General features: G+C 66.9%; 22 protein-coding genes. 16 read left to right on the top strand and 6 right to left on the bottom strand.

Annotated elements, in window-relative coordinates:
• Window positions 1-17: 17 nt before the first annotated feature.
• Complete coding sequence (locus GBG68_RS11535; RefSeq protein WP_152147450.1) at window positions 18-848, bottom strand: DODA-type extradiol aromatic ring-opening family dioxygenase; 831 nt, start codon at window positions 846-848, stop codon at window positions 18-20.
• A 120-nt stretch (window positions 849-968) separates the two neighbouring features.
• On the opposite strand from GBG68_RS11535, the gene GBG68_RS14455 reads away from it, so the two are divergent.
• Window positions 969-1391 carry a LysR family transcriptional regulator gene (locus GBG68_RS14455; protein ID WP_226801782.1) on the top strand — a complete coding sequence of 141 codons (423 nt, stop codon included), beginning with the start codon at window positions 969-971 and terminating at the stop codon, window positions 1389-1391.
• A complete protein-coding gene (locus GBG68_RS14450; RefSeq protein ID WP_264297988.1) occupies window positions 1315-1761 on the top strand; it encodes a substrate binding domain-containing protein in 447 nt (148 codons plus the stop codon). The genes GBG68_RS14455 and GBG68_RS14450 overlap by 77 nt, the downstream gene beginning before the upstream one ends.
• Here GBG68_RS14450 and rimK read toward each other — a convergent pair.
• Entirely contained in the window at window positions 1709-2614 is a 906-nt protein-coding gene (gene rimK, locus GBG68_RS11525; protein WP_152147568.1) for a 30S ribosomal protein S6--L-glutamate ligase, read from the bottom strand. The two genes, GBG68_RS14450 and rimK, sit on opposite strands and share 53 nt — an antisense overlap.
• 29 nt (window positions 2615-2643) lie before the next feature.
• Window positions 2644-3117 carry an ATP-dependent zinc protease gene (locus GBG68_RS11520; protein WP_152147448.1) on the bottom strand — a complete coding sequence of 158 codons (474 nt, stop codon included), beginning with the start codon at window positions 3115-3117 and terminating at the stop codon, window positions 2644-2646.
• A gap of 131 nt (window positions 3118-3248) precedes the next feature.
• Here GBG68_RS11520 and GBG68_RS11515 point away from each other — a divergent pair, with 131 nt between their 5' ends.
• The 12 genes from GBG68_RS11515 (at window position 3249) to fnr (ending at window position 13049) form a co-directional block, all read left to right on the top strand.
• On the top strand, window positions 3249-4259 hold the full coding sequence (locus tag GBG68_RS11515; protein ID WP_152147566.1) for an asparaginase: 1011 nt from the start codon (window positions 3249-3251) through the stop codon (window positions 4257-4259).
• Between the two features lie 239 nt (window positions 4260-4498).
• A complete protein-coding gene (gene glyA, locus GBG68_RS11510; protein WP_152147446.1) occupies window positions 4499-5764 on the top strand; it encodes a serine hydroxymethyltransferase in 1266 nt (421 codons plus the stop codon).
• Window positions 5765-5773: 9 nt separating this feature from the next.
• Entirely contained in the window at window positions 5774-6226 is a 453-nt protein-coding gene (nrdR, locus tag GBG68_RS11505; protein WP_152147444.1) for a transcriptional regulator NrdR, read from the top strand.
• Window positions 6227-6253: 27 nt separating this feature from the next.
• The gene (ribD, locus tag GBG68_RS11500; protein WP_226801780.1) at window positions 6254-7357 is read left to right on the top strand and encodes a bifunctional diaminohydroxyphosphoribosylaminopyrimidine deaminase/5-amino-6-(5-phosphoribosylamino)uracil reductase RibD; all 1104 of its coding nucleotides are present in this window, start codon (window positions 6254-6256) and stop codon (window positions 7355-7357) included.
• An 11-nt stretch (window positions 7358-7368) separates the two neighbouring features.
• Entirely contained in the window at window positions 7369-8034 is a 666-nt protein-coding gene (locus GBG68_RS11495; RefSeq protein WP_152147441.1) for a riboflavin synthase, read from the top strand.
• A gap of 67 nt (window positions 8035-8101) precedes the next feature.
• On the top strand, window positions 8102-9217 hold the full coding sequence (ribBA, locus tag GBG68_RS11490; RefSeq protein ID WP_152147439.1) for a bifunctional 3,4-dihydroxy-2-butanone-4-phosphate synthase/GTP cyclohydrolase II: 1116 nt from the start codon (window positions 8102-8104) through the stop codon (window positions 9215-9217).
• On the top strand, window positions 9214-9675 hold the full coding sequence (gene ribE / locus GBG68_RS11485; RefSeq protein WP_152147437.1) for a 6,7-dimethyl-8-ribityllumazine synthase: 462 nt from the start codon (window positions 9214-9216) through the stop codon (window positions 9673-9675). Before ribBA ends, ribE begins: the two co-directional genes overlap by 4 nt.
• Before the next feature lie 13 nt (window positions 9676-9688).
• Window positions 9689-10153, top strand: a complete 465-nt coding sequence (nusB, locus tag GBG68_RS11480; RefSeq protein WP_193222313.1) for a transcription antitermination factor NusB — start codon at window positions 9689-9691, stop codon at window positions 10151-10153.
• A 3-nt stretch (window positions 10154-10156) separates the two neighbouring features.
• Window positions 10157-10702 carry a DUF2889 domain-containing protein gene (locus GBG68_RS11475; RefSeq protein WP_152147435.1) on the top strand — a complete coding sequence of 182 codons (546 nt, stop codon included), beginning with the start codon at window positions 10157-10159 and terminating at the stop codon, window positions 10700-10702.
• Window positions 10703-11665 carry a thiamine-phosphate kinase gene (gene thiL, locus GBG68_RS11470; RefSeq protein ID WP_152147433.1) on the top strand — a complete coding sequence of 321 codons (963 nt, stop codon included), beginning with the start codon at window positions 10703-10705 and terminating at the stop codon, window positions 11663-11665. It begins immediately after the preceding gene.
• A 47-nt stretch (window positions 11666-11712) separates the two neighbouring features.
• The gene (locus GBG68_RS11465) at window positions 11713-12195 is read left to right on the top strand and encodes a phosphatidylglycerophosphatase A (RefSeq protein ID WP_152147430.1); all 483 of its coding nucleotides are present in this window, start codon (window positions 11713-11715) and stop codon (window positions 12193-12195) included.
• An 83-nt stretch (window positions 12196-12278) separates the two neighbouring features.
• Window positions 12279-13049, top strand: coding sequence for a fumarate/nitrate reduction transcriptional regulator Fnr (gene fnr / locus GBG68_RS11460; protein WP_152147428.1), 771 nt, complete (start codon window positions 12279-12281; stop codon window positions 13047-13049).
• A gap of 9 nt (window positions 13050-13058) precedes the next feature.
• Here fnr and GBG68_RS11455 read toward each other — a convergent pair whose 3' ends face one another.
• A complete protein-coding gene (locus GBG68_RS11455; RefSeq protein WP_152147426.1) occupies window positions 13059-13325 on the bottom strand; it encodes a hypothetical protein in 267 nt (88 codons plus the stop codon).
• Window positions 13326-13630: 305 nt separating this feature from the next.
• Between GBG68_RS11455 and GBG68_RS11450 the strand changes: the two genes are divergently transcribed.
• Window positions 13631-14500, top strand: a complete 870-nt coding sequence (locus tag GBG68_RS11450; protein WP_152147424.1) for a hypothetical protein — start codon at window positions 13631-13633, stop codon at window positions 14498-14500.
• A gap of 91 nt (window positions 14501-14591) precedes the next feature.
• On the opposite strand, the gene GBG68_RS11445 is transcribed toward GBG68_RS11450, so the two are convergent.
• Together GBG68_RS11445 and GBG68_RS11440 are read right to left on the bottom strand one after the other, a co-directional pair.
• A complete protein-coding gene (locus GBG68_RS11445) occupies window positions 14592-15836 on the bottom strand; it encodes a multidrug effflux MFS transporter (protein WP_152147423.1) in 1245 nt (414 codons plus the stop codon).
• Window positions 15837-15956: 120 nt separating this feature from the next.
• Window positions 15957-16877, bottom strand: a complete 921-nt coding sequence (locus tag GBG68_RS11440) for a LysR family transcriptional regulator (protein WP_152147422.1) — start codon at window positions 16875-16877, stop codon at window positions 15957-15959.
• Window positions 16878-17028: 151 nt separating this feature from the next.
• Between GBG68_RS11440 and GBG68_RS11435 the strand changes: the two genes are divergently transcribed.
• Window positions 17029-18360 (top strand): replication-associated recombination protein A, encoded by a 1332-nt coding sequence (locus GBG68_RS11435; RefSeq protein ID WP_152147421.1) that lies wholly within the window; start codon window positions 17029-17031, stop codon window positions 18358-18360.
• Window positions 18361-18815 lie beyond the last annotated feature (455 nt).

Here is an 18815-nt window from a genome sequence, read left to right as displayed (position 1 = left end):
TTGCGTGGTTGCTCGCCTCAGCCGAAGCGGAAGGCGGACAGCTGGGTCTTTAATACCTGCTCCGAGTACACCTTGCGGCCGGGGTCCGTGCCGGCGGCGCCGGCGGCGACCATCAACGGGATCAGGTGTTCCTCCAGGCTTGGCGGGTGACACTCTCTGGCATGGGGGGCATCGGCCCAGTCGCACAGGGCGGCATGGCGCGCCTCGGGGTCGGCGCTCACGGCCCCGCTCAACCACTCATCGAAGGCTTCCGACGGGGCGGTGAAGTGGGCATCCCCGTAGCCGCGCATATTGTGAAAGCTCATGCCGCTGCCGACGATCAGCACGCCTTCCTCGCGCAGCGGCGCCAGGGCGCGCCCGGCGGCAAGGTGGGCCGCGGGGTCCAGATTTTCACGCAGCGACAGCTGCACCACCGGAACGTCGGCCGCCGGGAACATCAGCTTCAAGGGTACGAACATGCCGTGATCGAAGCCTCGCTCGGCGTCCTCGCGGCTGTCCAGGCCGGCCTCGGACAGAAGCGCCCGGACCCGCGTGGCGAGCGACGGTGCGCCGGGCGCCGGGTAGTTCAGTGCGTAGGTGTGGCTGGGAAAACCGTGGTAGTCGTAGATCAGCTTCGGTTGTTCCCCGGCGGTGACGCTGAACGACGGCATCAGCCAGTGGGCGGAGACCATCAGGATCGCCCGCGGCCGGGCCGGTAGCGTGTCGGCGACCCCGGAGAGAAAGCGTGCCATGCCGTCCCAGGTGTCGGGCGGGTTCCAATCCATGAAAAAGCAGGGTCCCGCGCCGTGGGGGATGAATAGCGTGGGCTGGCGCGGGGTGTTGCCGGGTGACGTGTTTGCGTGGCTCATGATCCATGTCCTGCGGCCTGTGTGGGGCCGGGTTGCCGATTGAGTCCACTCTAACCTCCTTGCGACAGGAGGATAAGATGGCATATTGATCGAACACCTTTAACTCAGAGTGTTAGATGCATGCTGGATCGTGTGACCGGAATGCGGGTCTTCAGCCGGGCGGCGGCCCAGGGGAGTCTGTCGGCGGCCGGGCGCGCGCTGGGCATGTCGCCGGCCATGGCCACCAAGCACATGGATGCCCTGGAGGCGCGGCTGGGCGTGAAACTGCTGCATCGAACCACCCGACGACTGACGCTGACCGAGGCCGGTCGGGACTATCTGGAGGCCTGCCAGCGCATCCTCCAGGATCTCGACGAGGCGGACTCCGCGGTGGCGGCCCAGCGCACCGAAGCCGTGGGCCGCCTGCGCATGAATCTGCCACTCTCCTTCGGGGTGCGCTTCATCGCGCCGGCTGGGGGATTGCCCCATGCGGGTCTGCGCCGCACCGTCCTACCTGGCGCGCCACGGCACGCCGCGGACGGTGGCCGAGCTGGCCGCCCATGACTGCCTGAGCTACACGCTCTCGCCCCTGCAGGGGCGGGGGAGCTGGTTCTTCGGTCGCCAGGGCGAGGTGCAGGTTCCGGTGCGGGGGAGCCTGAAGGCCAACAACGGTGATGCGCTGCTGGCGGCGGCGCTGGGCGGGCAGGGGCTGATCTATCAGCCCACCTTCATCGTCAACGAGGCCTTGGCCAGTGGAGCCCTGGTGGCCCTGGACCTGGACCAGCCCCCGATCGATCTCGGGGGGCTGCATGTGCTGTTTCCGGCGGACCCGCGTCCGCCGGCGAAACTGCGGGCGATGATCGATTACCTGGCCGAGGCCTTCAGCCCCGACCGCGGGTGCGGGTCTTCCCGGCCCGCCCGCTCTTCTCGATGAAGCCGACGATGGTGCCGGCGATGTCCTTGCCGGTGGAGGTCTCTATGCCCTCCAGCCCCGGGGAGGAGTTTACCTCCAGCACCACCGGGCCATGGTTGGAGCGCATGATGTCCACGCCCGCCACGTTCAGCCCCAGGATCTTGGCCGCGCGCACCGCGGTGGAGCGCTCCTCGGGAGTGATCTTGATGGCTCGGGCGACACCGCCCCGGTGCACATTGGAGCGGAACTCCCCTTCCTTGGCCTGGCGCATCATCGACGCCACCACCTTCTCGCCCACCACGAAGCAGCGGATATCCGAACCGCCGGCCTCCTTGATGAACTCCTGGGTGAGGAAGTAGGCGCGCAGGCCGCGAAAGGCGTCGATGACGCTCTCGGCCGCCTTGTTGGTCTCGGCCAGCACCACGCCCTTGCCCTGGGTGCCTTCCAGCAGCTTGATCACCAGCGGCGCGCCGCCCACCAGGTTGATCAGGTCCAGGTTGTCGTCCGGCGAGTAGCCGAAGCCGGTCACCGGCAGGCCGATGCCCTTGCGCGAGAGCAGTTGCAGCGAGCGCAGCTTGTCCCGGGAGCGGCTGATGGCCACCGATTCATTCAGGCTGAAGGTGCCCATCATCTCGAACTGGCGGACCACGGCAGTGCCGTAAAAGGTAATCGAGGCGCCGATGCGGGGGATCACCGCATCCACTTTCTCCAGCATCTCGCCCTTGTAGTGGATTTCCGGACGGTGGGAGCTGATGTTCATGTAACAGCGTAGCGGGTCGATTACCCGAACCTCGTGACCGCGCTCGCGAGCGGCCTCTACCAGGCGGCTCGTGGAGTAGAGCTTGCTGTTGCGCGAGAGGATGACAATGTTCAGAGGTTCAGCCATGACGGCTCCGGTGTGGGTTAGTGCTCAAAGCCCGGCGGCGCGCCGCCGCTGTCCGCGGCACCGGCCAGGTATGAGGCGCCCGGGTCTACAAGAATATGGTGATGCATGGCCCGCCGCCCCAACAACATGCGAAAGCCCATGCTGTCGCGGTTGGTGAGCGTGAGTTCGATCGGCCAGCTCTGGTCGCCGACGCGCAAGGGCGTACGGATGACCAGGCGTTTTTCCCGATGCCCCGTGGAGCTGGTGACCATCCGTTCGTCGTGCAGGTCCGCCACGCAGTGCACGGTCACATCGGTGCGCCGCTGCAATGGGTGCACATCGAAGCTCACCCGAGCCCGGCCGTTCTCGGTAAAGCGGCGGATGTGAATCGCATGCAGTGCGGAGGTGGCGGCGCCGGTGTCCACCTTGGCCTTGATACCGTCTATGCCCAGCCCGGGCAGGGCGACGACTTCACGCCAGCCCACCCAGAGCCGCGGTTTGCTTCTTCGCATGCCTGTCCCGCGCCTGCTTGAATTCTGCGGCTAGTCTATAACCCCACAGAGCTCCTGCGAAGCACTAAGATAGTCGGAGCCTTATCCCTCTTCAGCGACTGCAGGAGCGGCTCATGGCCGCGAAAAGACCCATGCCACAGCCAAAACCCGACATCGCCCTGTTTGCCCTTGGCGGCACCATCGCCATGACCACGGGGGACGCCCCCGGCGTCGTTCCCAGCTTGAGCGGCGAGAGCCTGGTGCAGGCTGTGCCGGCGCTGGCGGAGCACGCGCGCTTGCGGGTGCGGTCCTTTCGCCAACTGCCCGGGTCCCATCTGAGCTATGCGGATCTGGAGGCCCTGGTCGTGGCCATCGAGCGGGCAGTGGCCGAGGGCGCGCGTGGCGTGGTGGTGACCCAGGGCACCGACAGCATCGAGGAGAGCGCCTTCATACTCGATCGGCTGTTGGCGCTCGATGCGCCGGTGGTGGTGACCGGCGCCATGCGCAACCCCGTCCAGAGTGGCGCCGACGGGCCGGCGAACCTGCTCGCCGCCGTGCAGGTCGCCGCCAGCGAGCAGGCGCGAGGCATGGGTTGCCTGGTGGTCTTCAACGAGCGGATTCATGCCGCCCGCTTTGTGCGCAAGGCGCACACCAGCAACCCGGGTGCCTTCGATACGCCCTTGGCCGGCCCGCTGGGCTGGGTGGCCGAGGGGCGGGTGCGGATCGTGCTGCGCCCGGAGTCGGTGCCGCCCCTGCCGCCCTGCGATGAGATTCGCGAGGCGCCCGTCGCGCTGCTCACCATGAGCCTGGGGGACGGGCCCGAGCTGGTTCGGGCCTTGGCCGGGCAGGGTTTCGCGGGCCTGGTAATGGCCGGTGCGGGTGCCGGGCACGTCAGTCCGCCCCTGGCCGAGGCCCTGGGGGAGCTGGCCTCGCGGATGCCGGTGGTGCTGGCTTCGCGCATAGCTTACGGCGAGGTGTTGCGCGACACCTACGGTTATCCGGGCAGCGAAATTGACCTGCTGAAGCGCGGCCTGCTTCACGCCGGCTGGCTGGATCCGCTCAAGGCCAAGGCGTTGTTGGCCTTGTGCCTGCGCTACGGTTTACGGAATGCCGACCAGCTGCACGCACGCTTCGCTCCCTGGGGTGGTGGATACTTGGGTTGAGGCCGCACGACGGCCACTCCCGCCTGTAGGCGCGGCTTAAGGCCGCGGTGGCCCCAATTCGTGCCGGCAGGGTGGGAGAGTCGCGGCCATGGGGCGCTCCTGCGCTGGCGCTGACCGGCGTACTCTCTTGTGCCTGGATGTTCAGTGTTCCCCCAATATCCTGTATGCTGGCGTGCCTTCCGCCGCGTCGTTAGAGGCGCGGGTTTCCTTATCCGCTGCCTGAACCCAGAGGGAGCCGCATGTTTTCCAGCGATATGACGATTGCCAGCTTCGATCCGGATCTCGCCGAGGCCATTGCCCGGGAAACCCGGCGCCAGGAAGATCACATTGAATTGATCGCCTCGGAAAACTACGCCAGCCCCCGGGTGTTGGAAGCCCAGGGCTCGGCGCTCACCAACAAGTACGCCGAAGGCTACCCCGGCAAGCGCTACTATGGTGGCTGCGAGTACGTGGACGTGGCCGAACAGCTGGCCATAGACCGGGCGAAGGAACTGTTCGGCGCCGATTTCGCCAACGTGCAACCCCATTCCGGCTCCCAGGCCAATGCCGCCGTCTACATGGCGCTTTGCCAGCCCGGCGACGTCATCCTGGGGATGAGCCTGGATCATGGCGGTCACCTCACCCACGGCGCCAAGCCGAATTTCTCGGGCAAGATCTATCAGGCCGTGCAGTACGGCGTGGTCCCGGAAACCGGCGAAATCGACTACGAACAAGTGGCGCGCCTGGCCCGGGAGCACCGGCCGAAGATGATCGTTGCCGGCTTCTCCGCCTATTCCCGGGTGGTGGACTGGCAGCGCTTCCGTGAGATTGCCGATGAAGTAGGTGCTTACCTGCTGGTGGACATGGCTCACGTGGCGGGGCTGGTCGCCGCCGGGCAGTACCCCAACCCGGTGCAGATCGCCGATGTGACCACCACCACCACCCACAAGACCCTTCGCGGTCCCCGTGGCGGCCTGATCCTGGCGAAGAGCAACCCGGAAATCGAGAAGAAGCTGAATTCGCTGATCTTCCCCGGCACCCAGGGCGGGCCCTTGATGCACGCCATCGCCGCCAAGGCCGTGGCCTTCAAGGAAGCGCTGGAGCCGAGCTTCAAGCAGTACCAGACCCAGGTGGTGGCCAATGCCCGCGCCATGGCCGAGACGGTGCAGAGCCGCGGCTACAAGGTGGTTTCCGGCGGCACCGACAATCACCTGTTCCTGATTGATCTGATCGACAAGGGCCTGACCGGCAAGGACGCGGACGCCGCTCTGGGACGCGCGCACATCACGGTGAACAAGAACACCGTGCCCAACGACCCCCAGTCACCCTTCGTTACCTCCGGCCTGCGCCTCGGTACGCCGGCCATCACCACCCGCGGCTTCGGCGAGAGCGAGTGTCGCGAGCTGGCCGGCTGGATCTGCGATGTGCTGGACGATATCGGCAACGAGTCGGTGATCGAACAGGTGCGCGGCAAGGTGCAGGCGGTCTGTGCTCGCCTGCCGGTTTACCAGTCCAACCAGGGCTGAGCCGAGACGATGCGTTGCCCTTTCTGCCAGGCACAGGATACGCGGGTCATCGATTCGCGACTGGCCAGCGAGGGCGACCAGGTGCGCAGGCGACGCGAGTGCGTCGCCTGCAGCGAGCGCTTCACCACCTACGAGAACGCCGAGTTGCTCCTGCCCCGCATGGTCAAGAGCGACGGCACCCGCGAACCCTTCGATGAAGGCAAGCTGCGCACCGGCATGCAGCGGGCGCTGGAGAAGCGCCCGGTGAGCGTCGAGGACGTGGAAGCGGCCATCCACCGCATCAAGAAGCGTCTGCAGGGCAGCGGCGAGCGCGAGCTGCCCGCCCGCCAGTTGGGCGAGTGGGTCATGGACGAGCTGCGGGAGCTGGATCAGGTGGCCTATGTGCGCTTTGCCTCCGTCTACCGCAGCTTCCAGGACGTCAGCGCCTTCCGTGAAGTGATCGACGGCCTGGAGCGCCGCTAGGCTGCCTGCGTGGCGTCCTCCCGAACCATGGCCGAATTCACCGCCGATGATCATCGCCACATGGCCCATGCCCTGCAGCTCGCCGAGCGTGGCCTGTACGGCAGCGACCCCAACCCGCGTGTGGGCTGCGTGCTGGTGCGTGACGCTGAGCGGGTCGGCGAGGGCTGGCACGCCCGCGCCGGTGAGGCCCACGCCGAGGTGCACGCCCTGCGCATGGCCGGCGAACGGGCTCGGGGCGCCACCGCCTACGTCACCCTGGAGCCCTGCGCTCACCATGGCCGTACACCCCCCTGCGCCGAGGCGCTGATCGAGGCGGGGGTGGCCCGGGTGGTCGCCGCCATGGTGGACCCGAACCCGCAAGTCGCGGGGAAGGGCTTGGCGCGACTGGCCGAATCCGGCATCGATGCGCAAAGCGGGCTGCTGGCCGAGCAGGCCGAGGCCCTCAACCCGGGATTCGCGCGGCGCATGCGCGGTGGCCGCCCCTGGGTGCGGGTGAAACTGGCCGGCTCCCTGGATGGACGCACCGCCATGGCCTCGGGCGAGAGCCAATGGATCACCGGCGTGCCCGCGCGGCGCGATGTGCACCGCCTGCGGGCCCGCTCCAGCGTGGTGCTCACCGGTGTGGGTACGGTGTTGGCCGATAACCCGCGGCTGAACGTGCGGGATTTCCAGCCCAATTATGACGAGCTGCGCCAGCCCCGGGTGGTGGTGCTGGACAGCTTCCTGCGCACGCCGCCCGCCGCCCGGGTCGCGCGGGAAGGGGCGCTGATCTTCTACTCCGACGCCGCCCCTGACGCGGCGCGGAGCCTGAGCGGGGCCGGCGCGGAGCTGCGGCTCTCGCCGGGCGAGGGCGGCCAACTGGATCTGGCCGCGGTGCTTGAAGCCCTGGCGCAGCGTGAATACAACGAGGTGATGGTGGAGGCGGGCCCCACCCTGGCCGGCGCCTTCGTGCAGGCGGGGCTGGTGGATGAGCTGATCCTCTATCAGGCCTCGCACCTGATGGGCCACGAAGGCCGACCGCTGCTCACGCTGGTCGGCCTGGAGCGCATGAACCAGCGACTGGAGTGGCAGTATGAGGACGTGCGGCAACTGGGCGCGGATCTGCGCCTGACTCTGAGGCCGAAATCCTGAGGTGTAAGCCCATGTTTACCGGAATCATTCAGGCCCTGGGGCGTATCGAGGGCCAACAGGCCCGCGGCGGCGATGTGCGGCTCGCCATAGATGCCGGCACCCTGGACCTGAGCCGCGCGCAGCTCGGCGACAGCATCGCGGTCAACGGCGTGTGCCTGACCGCCATCGAATTCACCCCCCGGGGCTTCGCGGCGGATGTCTCCGCCGAGACCCTGAACCGCACCACACTCGGCAATCTGCAGCCGGGCGCCGCGGTGAACCTGGAGCAGGCGCTCACCCCCAGCACACCGCTGGGCGGACACCTGGTCAGCGGCCATGTGGACGGCCTGGGCGAGGTGCTGGAGCGGCGCGCCGACGCCCGCTCCGAGCGTATGCGCATCGCCGCGCCGGCGCAGTTGGCACGCTACATCGCCGAGAAGGGCTCGATCTGTATCGACGGGGTGAGTCTCACGGTCAACGGCGTGGACGGCGCGGAATTCGACATCAACGTGGTGCCCCACACCCTGCGGGTCACCACCCTGGGCGAGTATCGCCCTGGTCGCCGGGTGAACCTGGAAGTGGATCAGATCGCCCGGTATCTGGAGCGGCTCATGCTCGGTGAGCGGGCCGCGCAAAAGGGCGGCGGCATCAGCGAAACCTTCCTGCGCGAGCACGGCTTCGGCGGTTCAAAATCCTGAAGGCCGGGTTTAGACTGAGCGGTTACGCTCACACCAGCAACTGCGCGCATCGCGCGCCGGGTTCATCATGTCACTGAACAGCATCGAAGAGATCATCGAGGACCTCCGCCAAGGAAAGATGGTGGTGATCATGGACGATGAGGATCGCGAGAACGAAGGCGATCTGCTCATGGCGTCCAGCATGGTGCGTCCCGAAGACATCAACTTCATGGCCCGCTACGGCCGCGGCCTGATCTGCCTGACCCTCACCCGGGACCGCTGCGAGCAGCTGCGGCTGCCGCTGATGGTCAGCGACACCGACCGCAAGCAGTCCACCAACTTTACCGTCTCCATCGAGGCGGCCACCGGTGTGACCACCGGCATTTCCGCCGCCGACCGTGCCCGCACGGTGCAGGCGGCGGTGGCACCCAATGCCCGCCCGGAAGACCTCACCCAGCCCGGGCATGTGTTCCCGCTGGTGGCCCAGGCCGGGGGCGTGTTGACCCGCGCCGGGCACACCGAGGCGGGCTGCGATTTTGCGCGCCTGGCAGGCTTCGAGCCGTCTGCGGTGATCGTCGAGATCCTCAACGAGGACGGCACCATGGCGCGGCGGGACGATCTGGAGAAATTTGCCCGCGAGCACGGGTTGAAGATCGGCACCGTGGCGGACCTGATCAGCTACCGCATCCGCAACGAGCGCAGCGTGGAGCGAGTGTCCGATTGCGAACTGCCCACCGAGTTCGGCGTTTTCCACCTCTACGCCTATCAGGACAACGTCGACAACGCCCTGCATTTCGCCCTGGTCAAGGGTCGGCCCAGCCCGGAAGAGCCCTCCCTGGTGCGGGTGCATATCCAGAACACCTTGTCCGATGTGCTGGCCAGCGAGGGACCCTTCTGCGGCTGGCCGCTGCGCTCGGCGCTCAAGCAGGTGGCGGAGGCGGGCGAGGGCGTCGTGGTGGTGCTGCGCCGGCCCAACGACGTCCCCGACATCCTGCGGCGCATGCGCGATTTCCAGTTCCGCGCCGCCGAGCCCCAGCACACCGAGGCGCAGACCAGCAATGATCTGCGCACCTATGGGCTGGGCGCACAGATACTGTCCGATCTGGGCGTGCGCAAGATGCGCGTGCTCAGTTCCCCGAAACGCATGCACGCGCTTTCCGGCTTCGGCATGGAAGTGGTCGAGTACGTGGAGCAAAGTCAATGAAAGTTCTCGAAGGTGATTTCACCGTGCGCGATGTGCGCATCGCCCTGGTGGCGACCCGCTTCAATGCCTTCATCGTCGACAGCCTGCTGGAAGGCGCGCTGGACACCCTGCGCCGTCACGGCGTGCCCGACGAGCGGCTGGACGTGGTCAAGGCGCCGGGGGCCTACGAGCTGCCCCTGGTGGTCTCGCGGCTGGCCAAGAGCGGCCGTTACGACGGCATCATCGCGCTCGGCTGCGTGATTCGCGGTGGCACCGCCCATTTCGAGTACGTGGCCGGCGAATGCGCCAAGGGCCTGGGTCAGGCGATGATGCAGCATGAGCTGCCTATCGCCTTCGGCGTGTTGACCACCGAGACCATCGAGCAGGCCATCGAACGGGCAGGCACCAAGGCCGGCAACAAGGGCGCGGAAGCGGCCCTGTCGACCTTGGAGATGATCAGCCTGCTGCGCAAGCTGTAAGGGCCGGGAGCCGATGAGCGCCAAGCGTAAGCCCGATATGAACCGTCGCCGCAGCGCCGCCCGCCGGCGCGCCCTGCAGGCCCTGTACCAGTGGCAGATGGCGGGGCAGAACCTGGCCGACATCGAGGCCCAGTTCTTCGCCGAGATGAATATGGAAGAGGTGGATCAGGGCCTGTTCCGTGCGCTGCTGCACGGCGTGCCCACCCAGGTGGATACACTGGATGCGCGGATTGCCCCCCTGCTGGATCGCCCCGTGGCGCAGCTGGACCCGGTGGAGCGGGCCGTGCTGAGGCTGGGGCTGTTCGAGCTGCAGGAGCATCTGGACGTGCCCTACAAGGTGATCATCACCGAGGCGGTGGAGCTCACCAAGGCCTTCGGCGGCACGGACAGCCACAAGTACGTCAATGGCGTGCTGGACAAGCTCGCCCGCGCTAACACCTTCCGCGCCGCGGAGCGTCAGGCCGGCGGCGGGGAGTAGTCCATGCCCCTGTCCGAACCGGTTGCCCGCAAGCCCATACACGCCAGGCGTATCAGCCTGGACGCCTGGCAGCGTGAAGATGGGCTGTGGGACGTGGAAGGGCACCTGCGCGATACCAAGCACTATGCTTTCAGCAACCGCTTTCGCGGCGAGATCCGCCCCGGAGAGCCCATCCATGACATGTCTCTGCGTCTCACCCTGGACGAGGACATGCTCATTCATGCCGCCGAAGGGGTGATCGAGTACCACCCCTTTCCCAGCTGCCATCAGGCCGGGCCGCGTTACGAGGCGCTGGCCGGCTTGCGCATAGGGCCGGGCTGGATGTCTCAGGTGCGCGCGCGGCTGTCCGCCGCCAGCGGCTGCACCCATCTGTTCGAGTTGCTGCCGCCCATGGCCACGGCCGCCTTCCAGGCTATCGCGCCCTTGCGCAAGAGCTGGACGAAGGCCGGCGACAAACGCCCGGCGCTGATCAACAGCTGCCATGGCTGGCGCGAGGACGGCGAGGCGGTGAAGGCCATTCACCCGGCCTGGTTCCGCGGACGGGACTGAATGGTCGGAGAGTTCGAACTCATCCGGCAGTTCTTCGCGGGCGATGCCGGCGACGATGTGCTGCTCGGCATAGGCGATGACGCCGCCCTGGTGCGCCCGCGCGCCGATCTGGCCATGGCGCTGGATACCCTGGTGGCGGGGGTGCATTTCCCTTTGGATGCGCCACCCGAGAGCATCGGCCACAAGGCGCTGGCCGTGAACCTCAGCGATCTGGCCGCCATGGGCGCGCGCCCTGCCTGGTTTCTCCTGGGCTTGACCCTGGAGCGGGCCGACTCAACCTGGTTGGCCGCCTTCAGCGAAGGCTTGCGGGGGCTTGGCCGGACGCACGGCGTGGCGCTTGTCGGCGGCGATGTGACCCGCGGCCCGCTGACGCTGAGCGTGCAGGTCAGTGGGGAAGTGCCCGCCGAACAGGCGCTGCGACGTGATGGGGCGCGCCCCGGCGATGGCATCTATGTCAGCGGCACCCTGGGTGATGCGGCCCTGGGGCTCGCCTTGTGGCAATCCGGGCAGCGCCGCGGCGAATATGCCGACTGGCTCGTGGAGCGCCTGCACCGGCCGACGCCGCGCGTGGCGTTGGGCCTACGGCTGCGCGGCCTGGCCAGCGCCTGTATCGATGTCTCCGATGGCCTGTATGCGGATCTGGGGCATGTGCTGGAAGCCAGCGGGGTGGGCGCGCGGGTGGAACTTGCACGGCTGCCTCTGTCAAAGCCCCTACGTGCTCTGGTGCCTGGTGCAGAGCTGTGGGATACCGCGCTGTGCGGCGGCGATGACTACGAATTGTGCTTCACGGTGCCGCCGGATCGCGAGGCGGCCCTGGCGCGAGTGAGCGCGGAACTGAGTCTGCCGTTGAGCCGTATCGGTGAGGTGCGTGATGAGCCCGGGCTGGCGCTGTGCCTGGCCGACGGCCGGTTCTGGCAGCCCGGCCGGCGCGCTTATGCCCACTTCCGCGCCGAAGACGATTAACCAGCAACACCAAAAGGACAGGGGCGCCGTCACCGCGCGCAAACGACATGCTGTTGAATCCTCGCAAGGCTTTCAATCTCAAGAACCCCATTCATCTGCTGGCACTGGGTTTCGGCACCGGCCTGGCGCCGAAGGCGCCGGGCACCGCGGGAACCCTGGTGGGCATCCCCTTCTACCTGCTGGCGGCGCCGCTGCATGGCATGGCTTATCTGGGGGTGGTGCTGTTGCTGTTCGCCGCCGGGGTGCTGATCTGCGACCAGGCCGCCCGCGATGCCGGCGTCCACGACCACCCGGCCATCGTCTGGGATGAGGTGGTGGGCTTCATGCTCGCCATGTTGCTGATACCGCCTCATTGGGGCTGGATTCTGGCCGGCTTCCTGGCGTTTCGCTTCTTTGACGTGCTGAAACCCTGGCCCATCGGCTGGCTGGATAGGCGCGTCACGGGAGGGCTGGGGATCATGCTCGACGATATGCTCGCCGGGCTCTACGCCGCCGCCGTGCTGCACGGGGCGCGTCTGTTGTTGGCGTGAGCGGCTTCCTGCGCGGTTATCCGGGCTGTGTTACCGTTCGGCGCGAGCCTACATTCACCGTCGCTTAAGGAGTGTATCCGGCCATGGCTGAGTCGTCTGGGGCACGGGTGGTGCAGCTATCGGGCATTCGCAATGCCTGTCAGGATTGCAGCCTTTTCCAGCTTTGTTTGCCCGTCTCGCTGGGAGCAGCGGATGTGGAGATGCTCGACAATATTGTCGAGCGACGCAAGCCCATGGCCCGCGGGGCGCATCTCTACCGCGCCGGCGACGAATTTGTCTCCATCTATGCGGTGCGTGCGGGTGCCCTGAAGACCTATGCCATCAGCGCCGATGGCGAAGAGCAGGTGACCGGCTTCCATCTGCCCGGCGAGATCGTGGGTCTGGACGCCATCAGCCGCGGCACCCACCCGTGCTACGCCGTGGCGCTGGAAACCACCAGCCTGTGCGAGATTCCCTTCGTTACTCTGGAAGACCTGGCGGGCAAGGTGCCAGGCCTGCAGCACCAGTTGCTGCGCATCATGAGCCAGGAGATCTTCGGGGACAACGAGATGCTGAACGCGGTGGCTCGCCGCTCCGCCGAGGAGCGTCTGGTCATCGCGCTGCTCAGCTTCTCCAGCCGCTTCGGTGCCCGCGGCCTCTCCCCCGTGCGCTTTCGCCTGCCCATGTCCCGGGGCGATCTGAGCAACTATCTGGGGCTGGCGCCCGAGACCATGAGCCGGCTGTTCCGGCGCCTGCAGGACCAGGGCCTGCTGCGCAGCGAGGGCAAGGAAGTGCATCTGACGGACCTGTCCGCTATGCGCGTCATGGCGGGGCAGGTGCCGGACACTGCCTGTGAGCGCACGCACCGGGGCTGAGCCCTGCGCTCAGCCGTAGGGCTGCCGCTCGGCGTGAATGATCCGTTCCCAATGGACCAGATCGCGGCGCTCGGGATAGCGCTGGCGCAGATCGGCCACGCGCCGGCGCAATTCGCTCAAGTGTTTTCCCCGTGCCTCGGCATCCAGGGTGCGGGCATGCTGCCAGCGCGCGTGTATATCCTGCAGGTCCTGATCCAGCGAAGCTTGTGCGGAGAGACCAGCGATGCTGCCGAGTACAAACAGCGCGAACAGCAGACGGTAGATGGGCTTCATCATGAGCTATTGGGCCTCCTTGCGTTCTTGTGCTTGCCTTTCAGGAGAGACTGACTGATTCCCACAGGCCTTTGACGATCTGGCCCGCCGACCATAGGGGGGTATGGGTGTGCCTGCTTCCTGCTGCAAACGCACATCGAAAGTTTCCCGTGACCTCCTGTTCGCAAGAAGACCTCGATGCTCGCGCAAATGTTCCCGACGCCGAGCCGATGGGGCGAAGCCACACGTGCGGCGGCCGACACCGTCGGCCCTCGACCCCGAGGTTCTTTCTCACTAAAGTGTCGGCTTTCAATGATCGGGAGTGGAGCATGAAATTCAGGACCTTACTGGTCGCGCTGGGGGTGGTCGCGGTGTTGGCGGTGGTTGCTGGCGTGGTCGCCCAGCAGCGCATCGAGGGTCAGGTGCTGGCGCAGCTCGATGAGAGCATTGCCCAGCTGCCGGCCGGCATGAACGCCAGCTACGGCGCGGTGGAGGTGGGCCTGTTCGGCCGCCGGGTGGAAGTGCGTGACATGGTGGTCAGCGCCCAGGAAGGGGGTACCACCCGCATTGAGCGGTTGTTGTTCACCGAATACGACAAGGCCAATGATCCGCCCCATTATCTGAGCATGCGCGCCGAGGGTGTGAGCCAGGATCTCGGCGAACTGGGCGATGACCAGGCGCGGATGCTGAGTGCCATGGGCTATGACAGCATCCGGGGCACCTACGAGATGGCCTACCGCTACGAACCCGAAACCCAGGTGCTGAACCTCAGCCGGTTGCGCGGCGAGCTCGACGAGATGGGCGGGCTGGGATTGTCCATGACCCTCAGCGAGTTCGACCTGGAGAAGTCCGTGACCGGTCCGCAGAGCCTGCCGGCGTTCCGGGTGGACGATTTCACGCTCAGCTACACCGACGCCTCGCTGATGCGCCGCTTGATCAGTCAGAGCGCCGCGGAGCAGGACATGAGCGAGGAGGCCTTCGTGCAGCAGATGCTCGGCGAGCTGGAGCAGCAGGCCGGTGATAACGCCTTCGTCCAGGCCTCCCTGCCGGAGATTCGGCGCTTCCTCATGGAACCCGGCGAGCTGACCCTGACCGGCCAGCCCGAGGCGCCGGTGAGCGCCATGGAGTTCATGGCCACCGCGATGATGCGCACCCACGCGCTGCCGGAATTGATGAACCTGAATCTGAAAGCGGACTGATCGACACCCGGCGGCCCGGGGAAAACATTCGCCAAGGAACCCGCCGGTCTTTGTGACCGGCGGGTTTTTGGTTTTTCGCGGATAACCGTGCTCAGCAGCTTTTCACGACCTGGCCAGCCGGGGGCTGGTTCGCGGCGCGGCGCTGCTGCGCTCGGCGCACCGGCTGTACGACGCCCAGATACAGCAGCAGGGCCGAGCAGCCCGCCACGCAGCTTACCGCCGCCATGGACAGCGGTGTGCCGTCATGCCAGAACCCCACGGCACTGCCGGCGAGGGCGGCGATTACCATCTGCAGGAAACCCGCCAGGGCCGAGGCGGAGCCGGCCATGTGGGGAAACGGACCCATCAGCCCGGCCATGGCCTGGGGGGCGATGATGCCGGCGCCGATCATGATGATGACCTGCGGGCCCACCACGGTGAGGGCGGAGTAGTCGCCGCCCAGGGCAAAGGTGAGCATCAGCGCGCCGCCGCCCGCGGTGAGCAGCCCGGCGAGCAGCAGCAGCCGGTCTATCCCCAGCCGGCGGGTGTTGCGCCCCGCGATGAAGCTGCCCACCATGAAACCGAACACACCCAGCATGAAGTAGTAGCCGTAGTGGTGTGCCGGGATGCCCAGGAATTCGATCAGCACGAAGCTAGAGCCGGAAATGAAGGCGAACATCGCCGCGAAGCCGGCGGCATTGATCAGGGTGTAGCCCAGGTACAATCGGTTGCCGCACAGGGTGCGGTAGTTGCGCAGTATTTCCGTCGGCGCGATGGATTGCCGGTGCTCCGGGGCGAGCGTCTCCGGCAGCGAGGTGAACAGCAACAGCGCCAGCGCGCCGCCGTAGACCGCGAGCGCGGCGAAGTTGGACGGCCAGTCGAAGAAGATCAGCAATTGCCCGCCGATGATGGGCGCCAGCGCCGGCGCCAGCGAGAAGATCAGCCCCATGTAGGCGAGTATCCGCGCCGCCTCCAGGGGGCCATAGATGTCGCGCACCGCCGCGCGGCCCAGCACCGGGGGCGCGGCGCCGCCCACCGCCTGCAACAGGCGGGCAAGCAGCAGGGTCTCTATGCTCTGAGCGAAGGTCGCCAGCACGCTGGCGCCGGTGAACAGCAGCAGGCCCCCCACCAGTACCGGCTTGCGTCCGTAGCGGTCCGAGAGCGGGCCCACCAGGATCTGCGCCAGTGCGAAGCCCAGCACATAGACGCTGAGGGTGAGCTGCACCTTGTCCGCGCCCACGCCCAGGGCCTCCCCGATCGCCGGCATGGCCGGAAGGTAGAGATCCAGTGCCAGGGGGCCTATGGCCACGGCGGCGGCGAGCATCAGAGTGGTGGGCGTGGAACGTAGCTTGAGCATGGCGCCTCGGCGGGGGGTGGGGGATGAGATGCCGCTATCCTACCGTTCAGGCGCAGGAAAATGAGCGGGGAAGCGGTCATGCGACCCATGAGAGAATCGCATGATTGGCGGCGGAACTATTCAGTAATCCGGCGGTAACGTGGCCAGCAATTGCTGCGCGATGTCTTCCAGGCGTTGCCGCAGCCAGCGCTGGGCGGGGTCGATGTGGCTGCGCTCGTGCCAGATCATGTACAGATGGATGCGCGGCAATTCCACGGGCACGGGCGCCCACTGCAGGTGTTGCAGGGTGGAGAAGCGCAGCAGACTGGGCAAGGTGGCGATCAGGTCCGTGCCCTTGAGGAAAGGCGCCACCCCCGAGAAGTTGGATACCGTCAGCGCGATGCGCCGGTGCAGGCCACGGCTCTCCAGAATGCGATCCACATTGGAGCGCTCGCCGTCGGGGAACAGCAGACTGAGATGATGGGCCGCCAGGTATTCCTGGGTACTGCGGGGCGCCTCGCGCATCTCGGCGTCGTAGTAACAGATGTGGTGCTCGTCCAGCAGACGCTTCTGGCGAATGTCGCCATCGTCCGGTGGAAAGGGGGTGATCATCAGATCGCAATCCCCGCCACGCAGCATGTCCGCGTTGGGAATCCCCGAGGGAATGATGCTCAGCTCCGCCCCCGGTGCTTCCCGGCGCATGCGCCGGAACAGCTGCGGCAGCAGCAGATCCCGCTGCATATCGTTGGCGGCGATGGTGAAGTGGGCCCGGGTGCTGGACGGGTCGAACGCCGGCGCCACGGTGAGCGCCTGCAGGCCGTCCAGCAGCGGTCGTATACGCGCGCCCAAGGCCTGGGCGTGGGGGGTGGGGCGTATGCCTCGGCCGGCTTTCACGAACAGCGGATCCCCCAGCAGCCCGCGCAGCTTGTCCAGGGTATGGCTGACCGCGGATTGGCTCACCCCCAGCCGCTCCGCCGCCCGGGAAACCGACTGCTCCTCCAGCACGGTGAGCAGCAGCTTGAGGGCGCGTCCGTCCAGATTGAGGTGGTCCTGAGTGCTCATCGCGGGGCTTGCCGACTGCGGATACAGCGTTCAGTGTACCGCGCCGGGAGGCGAGGGCGTACGACAGCGCTTGCCCCGTCCCCGCGCGGCGGTGGCACAATGGCGGGCTGCCCCACAGCCTTGATAGGCGCATCTTCAGGAGCCGACACCCATGGATCTGTTCAGCAGCAGCGCTCAGGCGGACAACGAGCCGCTGGCCTACCGACTGCGCCCCCGCAGTCTGGACGACTACATCGGCCAGGAGGCCCTGGTGGGGCCGGGCAAGCCGCTGCGACGCATGGTGGAATCCGGCAGCGTGCGTTCCATGATCCTCTGGGGGCCGCCAGGGGTGGGCAAGACCACGCTGGCGGAGATTCTCGCCGAGGCGGGCGGCGCCCGGCTGGTGCGCCTTTCCGCGGTGATGGCGGGGGTCAAGGATTTGCGCGAGGCGGTGGAACAGGCCCGCGGGGCGCTGGCTCGCCAGGAGCGCACCATTCTGTTCCTGGACGAGATCCATCGGCTCAACAAGAGCCAGCAGGATGCGTTGCTGCCCCATGTGGAGTCCGGATTGCTGACGCTGATCGGTGCCACCACCGAGAACCCCTCCTTCGAGGTCAACTCCGCGCTGCTCTCCCGGGCGCGGGTCTATGTGCTGAAGAAACTGGCTGAGGATGACCTGCTGCGCGTGCTGCGCCGGGCGCTGAGTGATGAGCGTCGGGGCCTGGGTGAGCGCCGTATCCAGGCCGAGGAGGCGGTGTTGAAGATCCTCGCCCGGGCCGCCGGGGGCGATGCCCGCCGGGCGCTGGGCTTGCTGGAAACCGCCGCCGACTTCACCCAGGCGGATGCCGGCGGCGAGCGCCTGGACGAGGACTCGGTACGGGAAGTGATCGGGCATCAGGCGGCGCGCTTCGACAAATCCGGCGATGCCTACTACGACCTGCTCTCCGCCATCCACAAATCCGTGCGCTCCTCCCGCCCGGATGCCGCGCTGTTGTATATGGCCCGCTTCATCGAAGGGGGCGGAGACCCGCTGGATGTGGTGCGCCGGCTCACGGCCATTGCCTCCGAAGACGTGGGCAATGCCGACCCGCGGGCGCTGCCCCTGGTGATCAGCGCCTGGGATGCCTTCCTGCGCCTGGGCGACTACGAGGGAGGCCGGGCCATTGCCCACGCCGCCGTGCATCTGGCGGTGGCGCCGAAGAGCAACGCGGTGGAGAAGGCCTGGAAGGGCGCCCAGCGTTTCGTCAAGGAGAACCCGGATTTCGAGGTGCCGGTGTACCTGCGCAACGCGCCCACCAAGCTCATGAAATCCCTGGGTCATGGCGAGGGTTATCGGTACGCCCACAATGAGCCCAATGCCTACCCGGCGGGGCAGCGCCATAACTGCTGGCCGGAAGAGGTTCCCGAGCAGGCGTTCTACCAGCCCACCGAATACGGTCAGGAGCGTCGTTACAAGGAACTGTTGGCTTGGCGCCGTTCGCTGGATGAGGGCGCCGATTCTTAGTGTGCGCCCAGCGCGCAACTGGAGTGGGTCCCCGCCGCCGGATGCTGGGTTCTTCCCGTGCTCACGGACATTTCATGGAAGGCCCCTGATGGGCCGAAGGAGTGTCTAAGTTAAAACGAAGAAGGTACAGCGTCGAGTTCGTGCGCGAGGCCGTGGAGTTGACCCGGCGGCCCGGTGTCAGCTGCCGCTGGATACTAATATCAATCACAACATGCTCACGCGCTGGGTGCGTGAGAACGGGGTAGACCCCCCGACAACCAGCCCTTCGCCGGGATCACCCCGCATCAGAAGCTGACCATGGCCGCATACCCTCGTAAGCGCTCCACCAACCCCATCTTCTGAAGCTCACCAGGACCGCTGACACTATCGTCTCCATCACTAAAGGAGGCGATCACGATGCTTTGGCTTTCCCCGGCTCGAGCCCGCTGGCTCGGCTATTTGTACCACGCCGCGTC

It is taken from the genome of Alkalilimnicola sp. S0819 (assembly GCF_009295635.1).
Lineage (GTDB): Bacteria > Pseudomonadota > Gammaproteobacteria > Nitrococcales > WHIW01 > S0819.
This window is presented reverse-complemented; position numbering and strand designations above follow the sequence as displayed.